The following is a 10,696-nucleotide window of genomic DNA, read 5'->3' as shown; positions in this document are numbered from 1 at the left end:
ACGAACTCTTTGCCAGTAATGTCAGGAGTTGAACCGCTCACACCGTCAAAGTTAGTCGTAGTCAAATTGCCGAAAGCACCGCTGACAAACTGGAATTTGTCAGTTCCAGCAGTAAAGTCAGTAATCGTATCACCGCCTTCACCTGCTGCTTTGTAAACAAACAGATCCGCACCAGCACCGCCAGTCAGAAGATCTGCACCGCTGCCGCCGCTGAGGATGTCAGCAAACTCAGTACCAGTGACGCTGTTAGCATCAGCATTTCCGGTAAACAAGACAGGAGTGGTGAAATTGTAACCGCCAGCACCTGAACCGAAATTGTTAACTCCGGTCGGGTAAGTGTTCCCAACAGCAGTTAAATCAACAACGCTGCCTGAGTTGGTAGTAGTACCAGCAGGAGAGGCGATCGTACCTGTAAATACAAAGTCCGCCGTTCCCAGATTGCTAGCAGCCGTACCCAGATTCGCAATCAAGGTAGAACCACCCGCTTCGGTACCGTTCGAGTCAAAATACAACACCGTTTCGTTCGAGGCATTAGTAAATGCGAAGAAACCAGCAGTTGTAGAATTGCCCAGGGCTGTAGCTTGTGCAGCTTCCAAAGAGGCATAACTTCCGCCTGTGAAAATCACTAACTCTTTGCCAGTAATGTCAGGAGAAACCCCGCTAACACCGTCAAAGTTAGTCGTAGTCAAATTGCCGAAAGCGCTCGCGCTAAACTCGAATTTGTCTACCCCAACAGTAAAGTCGGTAATTTTATCGCCGCCTTCTTTAGTTGTCCTGTAAACAAACAGATCCGAACCAGTGCCGCCGCTTATGACATCCAAACCGAGGCCGCCGGTGATGGTATCGTTGCCGTCGCCGCCCTTGAGGCTATCGTTATAATTGCTGCCGACAATCTTGTCATCGCCTGCTAAACCATCGTAATTAACTCGGGCCGGAGAAGTGGTGAAATCCACATTGTCAGGGCCGGCAGTACCGACAGGAATATTTAGTGGCGGGCCCGTGAAGACAAAGTTCTTGACATCCAGGCGAACGCTCAGCGAGAAACTCGCCAGAATATCCAAGCGCCCCTGAACACCATATACCATCACGACACGGCCGGTCTCGGCATCTATAAACTGACAGAAAACAGGCACGTCTGGGTTGCCGCCCAACTGTGCAAACCGCAATACCAAAGTCGCGATGCTGCGAACAGTGATATCCGTGGTGAAGTCGAGGAAATTACCGAGGCCGATCGACCCAGGAGTAGAAGTAGCAGTAATCTCCACTTTGGTCAAGATAGAAGCGCCGATACTAAAAGCTGCGTTAGAAAGCTCTAAAACATCCTCATTGACATCAAAGTCAGCAATAAAGTCAGCTTCTGCAACTGTTTGAATGTCTTCCCGGGAAGTCAGGTAACGAACGACATCCCGTCCAGGACCCACAATTATAGTATTGGTTCCTAGGCCGCCTTCGATCGTGTCATTGCCCTCATTTCCTGTTAATACGTCATTCCCAGCACCGCCTATTACTGTGTCATCGCCGATGCCACCGTCGATCTCGTCATCCTCATCGTCGCCGTCGATCTCGTCAGCGCCATCGCCGCCTTTAACTGTGTCGTTGCCTTTGCCTGCTTTTAATGTGTCATTGCCGCCGCCAGCTTCGATATTGTCATCGTCATCGCCAGCTTCGATATTGTCACCATCATCGCCGCCGATGATTGTGTCCTTACCTTTGCCGCCGATGATTGTGTCCTTACCTTTGCCGCCTGTAATGTTATCGGCACCATCGCTGCCTACGATGTCGTTATCCAGGGTCGCAGAACCGACAATAACTTGAGGTTGTGTAGTGCCAGCAAAATTAAAGAAATTTGCCTCGACATTGAAGCTAAAACGCTGGTTGATGAGATCTCTTGTGCCGTTGCTAACTTTAAAACCAAAACCAGCCTCACCCTGATAACCTCGTGTCGCTTTGAACCTTACCAAGCCTGCGTTAATGTCTGCTTGAGTGAAGGTAAAACCGACTTGTGTTACGGCGACTCCGTTAAAGAATAGTTGGCCGGTTGTAGGATCGGACAGCTCGGTTACTGTGTAGACTGTGCCGCCAGGACCTTGCTCGTCTGCGACAACCTGCAACAAATCAGGAGTAATAATTTGCTCGTCGCCGCTGGAACCAACAGTCAAGGGCTTATTAGCTCCCACTTGCGGAGGGTTAGAAATCGGAGTGAGAGTTGGAGTTGGAGTTGGACTTGGACTTGGAGTGGGAGTTGGAGTTTGAGGATTAAGTCCCACAAAGTCGTTAGCATCGATAACCTTTGCGTCGACCTTCGCCAATCGCGCCAGCGTCTTGTCATTGAGCCGAATTTCGGTATCCTCACCGGCTTGTACAAACTTCAACTCGCTAAAGTTCAAGTCGCCAACCAGCACAAACTTGTCCTTGCCATCTTCGTAGTCAGTGATCACTGCTGAACCGCTGGCAGTAGTAGGTCTACCGATGACAAAAACGTCATCTCCAGCACCGCCGACACAGGTATGGTTGCCAGTACCGCCCATCAGCGTATCGTTGCCGTTGCCGCCCATCAGCGTATCGTCGCCGTTACCGCCGCCGCTAACGCTGTCGTCGCCGTCGCCGCCGTCTGCCGTGTCATTGCCGTCGCCAGTAACGAGGGTATCGTTGCCAGCACCGCCCATCACGCTGTCGTCGCCGGCACCGCCCATCACGCTGTCGTCGCCGTCGTCGCCTGCACAGTTGTCGCTGCCGTCGCCGCCCATCACGGTATCGTCGCCGATGCCACCGCTAACGCTGTCGTCGCCGTCGTCGCCTGCACAGTTGTCGCTGCCGGCACCGCCGAGCACGGTATCGTCGCCGGCACCGCCCATCACGCTGTCGTCGCCGTCGTCGCCTCCACAGTTGTCGCTGCCGGCACCGCCGCTAACGGTATCGTTGCCGTCGCCGCCGCTAACATTGTCGTCGCCGTCGTCGCCTCCACAGTTGTCGCTGCCTACACCGCCGCTAACAGTATCGTTATCTTTGCCGCCGTTAATGGTATCGTTGCCTGCGCCGCCCTCACAATCGTCGTTGCCCTGATCGCCCCTGACGACATCGTTGCCTTCGTCGCCCTCACAATCGTCGTTGCCTTTGCCGCCATAGACGGTATCGTTGCCGGCGCCGCCCTTAACGTCATCCTCTCCTTCGTTGCCGTGGGCCGAGTCATCGCCGTCATCACCTTCGCAGGTGTCATTGCCGGTACCGCCAAAAAGGCTGTCGTTATCTTTACCGCCATTAACCTTGTCGTTGCCTTGGCCGCCCTTAACGGTGTCGTTGCCACGATCGCCCCTTACTTCATCATCCTCATCGCCACCCTCGCAATCATCGTCATTTTTACCGCCGAAGATTTTATTTTTTTTGCGAGGGTTTCCTTTGATTTTGTCCTTGCCTTTTTTACCGTATACCTCCTCGTTATCGTCGGTGGCGACAATTACGTCATCATCATCGCTACCTTCGAGCGTCCGGCGGCGATTGATGCCGCTGCCATCGTCTAAGTCATCTATGTCGCCCACACCTTCTTCTAGTACGCCGGTAGATTCCGCCATTTGGCTGTCATCAGTAGTACCTTCTTCCTGTACGCCGTTAGACGGATCTGGAGATTGAGTGGTGTTAAAGCCGTCGGTCTTTTCGGCGAGCGCGTCGTTAATTAACTTGGCTAAATCATCATCGGAAATTGTAGAGCTGTCGTCGCCTAAATCCCCGACAGGATTTTGTGTTTCATTTTGAGCGGGAGAACGTTTTCCCGGTGTTTCTTCTAATTTCAAGTTTTCGTCTGCCATCGTTGATATTTCCCAAAAAATGGTAAGCTTCTTAGAATCAATTTATCAGCAAACAGGAGGCTGCAGAAGAAAAATTTTTAACTTCATGCTTTCGCCTGCTAGAGGAGCTGGTTTCCTCATCTTTACTATTATAGATGCCACTTAAACCGCAAGGTTTTTTTCGCTCTGTTGCGAGTTTTATATTCGGCAATTGCGTACCAAAATTAATTGAGCCGCAACCTACACTGTAATTACTGCGCCGAAGCGCCGAGCATTTGAGATGTTCTCGGTATTTTCTACAGTAAGCTGGGCTGAATGGCCCCTGATTGTAGATTTTCTACGTAATTTCTACAGTGAATTAGCTGAACTTAAACTCGCAACTGACAACTCCTAAATAACTACCCAAAACCTGTATCCCCCAAATTTTTCCCTTGCATTTTTTCCGAGCTTTGCTGGGTGTATTGAATTTTTGTAACACTCCCAGCTTTCACAAATCCTTCCCTGACTTAGGATTTGAATCTCTTGACTAAACGACAGCACCTTCTTAATTTTAGTTCCCGATGATTAATTAAAAATTTAGATAATTCGTCCGGGCAAATATTTGTTCTAATTTTCAGTTGCACAAATTTTTCTCGATTTGAGTAAACCTCACGAACTGAGAAAAATTTTTTTTCGGATCAATACTAAGAATTATGCCAAAATATATCTATCTCAAGAAGGATTGCAAAATTTGCCAAAAAGTAGTAAAGGAGCAGAATTCGTTTTTGGTGACAGTTGCAAGCTCGATCGGCATTTTGAGCGGGCACGACCCACGGCGAGGCTGCCCAACCCTGTTGTTTTGTAAAGGCTTCGCTACCAAATCCAATAATTCTCCGAGAAACCGGCCTGATGAGGCATAATCCTCTAGATGCCAAAAATCATGGTTGCTGGAGAGTACCGGAATAATTTGATTGCCGTTGTATTGTTGAGAGTTCTTGGCTGCTGACGTTTATTTTTGCTGCTTAACTTTAACTAGATTAAGAGAGTTAAATTAAAAGTTTTCTATATCATAAAAGCGGGAAATTAGCAATAAGTTATTAGCAATTATCGATGATCAACTATCGATTACCGATCGCCACTGAGGTCTTAAGGATGAGGGCGGAGGGCTTACGGATGAGAGGCTAGGGCTGACCAATTAATTAATTGACACAAAATCAAGATTACACATGGGGGGTTGGTGGTAGAGGATAAGCGGTAAAGACCGATCGACCGATCGCCAAAAAAAATAAAATACTCAACTTTCCCTGCGATATTACCCTGAAACCGGTTGGCGAGAGCCGAAGTAATTTTAATAAGAACTAGAGATCCGCCTGGTAAAGTGCCTCCAATTTAACTTTACTCAGCAATGAGAAACTCAAGTTCACGACGAATCTAAAGGGGTCTGCGGTAGAGGTGCAAAATGTTAAAGATACAAAGATTGCAGAAAATTCGGCTTTCACCGAGCCACAGGGCAATCAAAACTAATAAACTGTTATTAAAGTACAACTTTTATATCCTCAAAGTGTTTGAACAAATATATATGACCCTAGCGATCGCCCGATCGGGGGAAGCGCATTCAGAAACTTTGATTGAAAAAGTAAAAATTATTTTGCCGATCGCTATTGCTAGCCGCAAAAACGCAGGCAAATTCAGAATTAAGGCGGGAGGGCGCTAAATCCGTGAGCCAGGAATTTCAACTCTCAGTCACTCCAGTTGGAGACGACGAATATCTAGTGCGGACTGAAAGGGTTGCACCCGGTGTACCCTTAGCCGAACAACAAGTCCGCTGGCCCATCAATGAATGGCTTGCACTCTCTGCTCAACTGATGAACGACCCGCTGGTGGGCTTGCTCCAAGGAAAAGCAGTACAGGGAAGCAGTTTTGCTGGTCGCGGGATCTCCCGTTCGGGACACAACTCAGGGCCGAATTTAGTAGCCCTCGGGCAACAATTATACAGCGGGCTGTTTCAAGGAAACTTGCGCGATAGCTGGACTTGCGCTCAAGGCATCGCCCAGCACCGTCGAGAAGTCCTGCAACTGCGACTCGGACTCAAAGGCCGGCGCTTGCCGCGGCTGCCGTGGGAAGTTCTGCACGCCGGCGATCGCCCTTTGGCAACCGGCACCGATGTCGTGTTTTCTCGCTACCAACCAGGTACAAGTTTGTTCAAACAAACCCGGATACTGCCTAGTAGCGGGCCGCTAAAAATTTTAATGGCGATCGCCTCTCCGAGCGATCGAGACAGCTTGCAGCTCAAGCGAGAAGTGCTTCACCTGCAACAAGAACTCCAAAACCGCAGCGCTAATCCTCTCAAAAACAGCCCGCATTCTCCGGAAATTCAACTGACTATTCTCGAACAGCCCGATCGAGAACAACTTACCCAAGCCCTAGAACAAGGACACTACCAAGTCCTGCACTACGCAGGCCACAGCAACTTAGGTTCCAGAGGTGGCGAACTCTACCTAGTCAGCAGCCGCACCGGCTTAACCGAAACCTTGAGTGGCGACGACTTAGCTGGATTGCTTGTTAACAACGGTATTCAGATGGCCGTGTTCAACTCCTGCCGCGGCGCCTACGGCGACCCCTCAGATCTCGCGGACGACAGCCCGGAACGGAACTTAACCGAAGCTCTAGTGAAGCGGGGCATTCCGGCAGTGCTAGCAATGGCCGAAAGCATCCCCGACGATGTCGCCCTAACTCTGACGCGGTTGTTTTACCGCAACCTCAATCAAGGCTATCCAGTTGATCTCAGCCTGAGCCGGGCCAGAGCTGGGCTAATTTCTGCCTACGGTTCTCACCAGCTATACTGGGCTTTGCCCATTCTCTACCAGCACCCGGACTTTGACGGCTATTTGATCGGCGCCCCAGCCCACAGCGGGACATCCGGTTCTATGGTGCACATAATCGCGTCGGGAACGCAACCGGCGCTCGCGGGTACAGAATGGAAGGCTCCGTCTTCGGTTTCGGCGATCGCCCAATACCCCCCAATCCCAGCCAATCGATCGCATGAGTCAGACAATTCTGACGGCGAAGTCTGGGAATACTTTCCCGACCAATTAAAAGATCGCAGGGATTGGGTTCACCAGAACGAGCGACCCGATGCTACTAATTCACCAAACTCACCGACGGCTTCGCCGTCCTCTATTCCTAATTCTGAGTGTTCGGCGATCCAAGCAACTCGCGCCGCTGCAGCGACTCAGAAACCGTTAAAAAAACCGGGGTTGAAAAAATCTGTCGCCCTGATGCTTTGCTTGTTCCCCGTTGCTTTGAGTGCTGGCTTTTTTGGGTGGCGGTACTCGAACCAGCGAAGCACGAAACCAGAAGAGTTACTGCCGGCGGTACGGACTCCCCTGTCGCAAAATTACCTGCAACAACGTCACTAAAAGCGATCGCCCACTGCAATGCGGAATTTAGACCCTCTTGGCATAGCTCCAAAGTGGGTGGGGTTTTTGCTGGCCGTTCGTTATAGGCTCCCGCTGGAAAAGTGATCAAAAGTATGCTGCTCGATCGAATCTCGGACTTACCTTCATCAAGCCGGTTTTTACCGAAAATAAGCAGCAGCGCAACCAAGCATCTAGGAAGAAACCGGGTTCTCGTCGAGAGAGTAAGCCCGGGACTGCTTGATATGAAATTAGTCAGTAGATTGTAGATTTTAGACTTCGGCTTGAAGCCTGAGTCGAAGGATTGGAGATTTTAAATTTACTCGACAGACAAATATGGGAACTGGAACAAGACTCTAAAATTTTGATCTCTCCACGACAGGAGTCGGTGGCTTGTATGTGTTTTTGGGCGGGCTGATTCGGCACCAGGAGCATTCGTCATTCGGCACAAGACAATAAAAGCCATAGTTGCAACCATTAAGAACGTCCTCACCGTCACCGCGCTTGCTATATTTCACAATAATTAATTATGGAAGTGGCTGTAAGTTTGACGCGCCCCTCAAGTTGGTACATAAATTTTGAGAGTATGGCAGTTTACAGGCCACGAGTCGAAACCAATACATTTCCATCGAAACTCCATGCCGGGAACCGCCGCTAATTTGTAGTGCATCAAACATTTAAGCAGTTGTGCATTTAACTCGGTCTTTTTCAATTCCCCTGTGGAAATAACCTCAAATTCTCTGGATTGGGGCCGGAGGAGGAGGATTTTCCCGAGTTCCCCCTAGAGATCTACAGATTCCTGGCGAAGTGTTAAGAGTCGCCAAGCAATCTCACCCGATCAAAATTATTCCCCTCTTAGTGGCTGCCCGATGTTTCTGCCGCGCCCATTGAGTCGGGTTTTAGCTTCAACCCGTTCAAAGAAGAGGTGAAATTTCCTTCAATTTTTACCTAATTGCCTTCCCCACACTGCGTTCTGTAGAAGTTATATGCTCAACACCTTAATAGAAGATTGCTCGTTGGTATTTGGGGTTTTGAGGGGATTTCCAGCCCGAAAAATAGAATTTACAAGTAGCTGGCAGTGACATTGAGAACAAGTGCTGCCTCGTCTTGTTGAGGTAAAAGTTAACCCCGCGCCGGTAAATGCTTTCGGCAGATTTGCAATGGCCGCGTTCTAGGTATTTCCATTCAGGGCTGTCTTATTTTGACCTTGACCGCAGACACAATCGGGGATTGGTGAATGCAGGGAACAGACTTTAGTGTAAAAAAGTAAAGCATTTAATTTGCGACAATAATTCCCCGCGCGATCTGTCCGAGGCTTAGACAAGCATTTGGGCCGCGAGGTGCAAATTGATCGCCCTTCGAGCATCCTTACTTGCACCCCCGGTCTTGAGGCCACAGAAATTTATCCAGAATCTTAATATTCAGAATTCTTAGTATTGACAGTGAAACAAAGTTAATCTAATGTGTTGTAATTGATATAAGTAAAGTCCAATAAGCGAGGTACGGTCAATGGCAGAAACAGCTACAGCACCCTTAACAGGAAAAGGTCTGCTTCAAAAAATCAAAGGCAGTGATTTGCCACGCAGAGAACTTGCAAAGCTTTGCGGCTACTTCACGGTCAGCAAAAGTGGAGAAACCCGGATTAATCTGGCTGAGTTTTACGATGCAGTGTTAGCTGCTAAGGGCATTGAGCTAGAGAAGTCTAAAGCAGACGGACGCGGGCGAGAAGCAAGTTATCGAGCTAGCGTTCACAAGAATGGTTCGATCGTGATCGGGGCAAATTATACCCAAGAAATGGGATTAAAGCCGGGAGACGAGTTTGAAATTAAGCTCGGATACAAGCACATTCGCTTGATTCAGATCGATGTGGACAGACCGGATGTGGATGTGGATGATGAAGAGGAGGATACAGAAGAATAGAGGCGATCGCGATGCAGTCAGCCGATAGCAAGGCGACTGGATTTGGCTTCGCTACATGAGTATTTGCGCGCCACCCTTCGATTTAACTGATGAGCTGTCTTGACTATTTCTATTTTCTCTTGTCCCGCAAAGACTACAGTGCCTCTGAACTTCGCAAAAAGGGGCAAGAGAAAGGTTTTGGCAATGAGGAAATATTGGAGGCGATCGCGCAAATTCAAGACCGCGGCTATCAGTCCGACACTCGCTTGGTGGCAAACTCGATCGCCTCTGCAGCAGGCAAATACGGGAAGTCAGCCATCAAGCGCAAGTGCCTGCAAAAAGGAATTACCAACGATTTGTTCGAGCAAGTCTGGGAAGAAGAACTTGCCGAAAATCAGGACTCCGAAGCAGAAAAACTGGCCGAATTAAAAGCCAAAGTCATGCGGAAATACAAGATCGATACTTGGGGTAAAGCAGATCCGAAAACCAAGGGCAAAGTCTTGAATTACCTGCAATACAGGGGCTTTAATGCCTTTGAAATTTGGCGACAGTGGCAAACAGAAGAAGATGACGAGTAAATAGTAGGGCCACGCAAATAGGTGTGGCTCAGATAGGCAAGCACAACTACACTGCTGCCGACGGGGCTAAAGTGTAAGTTCTGAGTTTTTGTAAATGTATGTCAATCCTCAGCGTTGACTAAATAAGATTCGTACATCTGTCGGTGTCTGGCTAAAAGCTCGAGATATTTCTCGTTGATTTTGGCAAGCATCCATTTCTCTTGAAAAATGGCGGCCGATTCTGCTTTCACCGGATCTGCTTGTAGCGGCAAAATATCTTTTCGAGCTGCGGTTTGCTCTGCAACAGACTTCAGCTTCTGAGGGTTTTGCTGGTATTTTCGACCGCTTTTGTGGTTGGCGTAGCGACGCGATCGAGTATACCCCATCTGCAAGAACTTGCGGGCCATATCGGCTCCCACAAAATCTTCGCGATCGAGATACTCTAAAAACAAGGAGTAAATTTTGCTGCTGGACTCTCTGGCAATTTCAGGAGTCTTAAATCTCCAGAAAGGCAGAATTTCTCCTTTGTAGGGTTCCACCAACAGCACTCCCTGTTCTCCTTTCCCTACCCGATAAAGTTCCGGGTGCTGTCGAAAGTCGATGTTCTTAAAATCCAAAGAGTAGTCGAACTGCTTCATCGGGCATTTTCTGTTCTATCGGGAACTATAGAAGCCCGGGGTTTCCCTTCGTCTGGTTGGGTATAAACCCAGGCCCAAGCAATCAAGACAGCTTGAAAAGGCAGCCTGAACCAATACAGTAATTGGTTGTGGGGAATCCCTTCTATCGGAATGTTGTTGACGGCTTGATTGATATTAGCTGGAAACACGGCAATAAACAAGGCAATTAATCCCCACGCCGCCGCCCTGCTCACAGGAGGAACTAACAGCCCAATTCCGCCCAAAATCTCGAAAAAACCGCTGATATAAACCAAGGCTTCCGGGTAAGGAAGCTGGGGTGGCACAATTCTGATAAAAGGTGCGGGTACTGCAAAGTGCAGCACGCCTACAATACTGATAGCTACTGCGAGAATAACTCGCCAAATTTCTTTTTGACTTTTCATGGG

Annotated in this window: 7 protein-coding genes; 4 read left to right on the top strand and 3 right to left on the bottom strand. The window is 48.9% G+C overall.

Going from position 1 to position 10,696, the window contains the following annotated elements; all coding sequences use genetic code 11:
- Positions 1 to 3,803: cadherin-like domain-containing protein (locus QUA42_RS10630; protein WP_333137258.1), on the bottom strand; the 3,803-nt coding region annotated here is incomplete at its 3' end.
- A 1,417-nt stretch (positions 3,804 to 5,220) separates the two neighbouring features.
- On the opposite strand from QUA42_RS10630, the gene QUA42_RS10625 reads away from it, so the two are divergent.
- The 4 genes from QUA42_RS10625 (at position 5,221) to QUA42_RS10610 (ending at position 9,654) form a co-directional block, all read left to right on the top strand.
- Positions 5,221 to 5,475, top strand: coding sequence for a hypothetical protein (locus tag QUA42_RS10625; protein WP_333035660.1), 255 nt, complete (start codon positions 5,221 to 5,223; stop codon positions 5,473 to 5,475).
- Positions 5,476 to 5,479: 4 nt separating this feature from the next.
- On the top strand, positions 5,480 to 7,180 hold the full coding sequence (locus QUA42_RS10620; RefSeq protein ID WP_333137257.1) for a CHAT domain-containing protein: 1,701 nt from the start codon (positions 5,480 to 5,482) through the stop codon (positions 7,178 to 7,180).
- Positions 7,181 to 8,686: 1,506 nt separating this feature from the next.
- A complete protein-coding gene (locus QUA42_RS10615) occupies positions 8,687 to 9,097 on the top strand; it encodes an AbrB family transcriptional regulator (protein WP_172184952.1) in 411 nt (136 codons plus the stop codon).
- An 89-nt stretch (positions 9,098 to 9,186) separates the two neighbouring features.
- Positions 9,187 to 9,654 carry a regulatory protein RecX gene (locus QUA42_RS10610; RefSeq protein ID WP_445301303.1) on the top strand — a complete coding sequence of 156 codons (468 nt, stop codon included), beginning with the start codon at positions 9,187 to 9,189 and terminating at the stop codon, positions 9,652 to 9,654.
- Positions 9,655 to 9,755: 101 nt separating this feature from the next.
- On the opposite strand, the gene QUA42_RS10605 is transcribed toward QUA42_RS10610, so the two are convergent.
- Positions 9,756 to 10,271 carry a DUF4385 domain-containing protein gene (locus QUA42_RS10605; RefSeq protein WP_190663473.1) on the bottom strand — a complete coding sequence of 172 codons (516 nt, stop codon included), beginning with the start codon at positions 10,269 to 10,271 and terminating at the stop codon, positions 9,756 to 9,758.
- A complete protein-coding gene (locus tag QUA42_RS10600; RefSeq protein WP_015177615.1) occupies positions 10,268 to 10,693 on the bottom strand; it encodes a DoxX family protein in 426 nt (141 codons plus the stop codon). Before QUA42_RS10600 ends, QUA42_RS10605 begins: the two co-directional genes overlap by 4 nt.
- Positions 10,694 to 10,696 lie beyond the last annotated feature (3 nt).

The sequence above is a fragment of the Microcoleus sp. Pol11C2 genome (genome assembly GCF_036701505.1).
Lineage (GTDB): Bacteria > Cyanobacteriota > Cyanobacteriia > Cyanobacteriales > Microcoleaceae > Microcoleus.
Note: the sequence above shows the minus strand (reverse complement) of the source record. Positions and strands in the feature narration are given on the sequence as shown.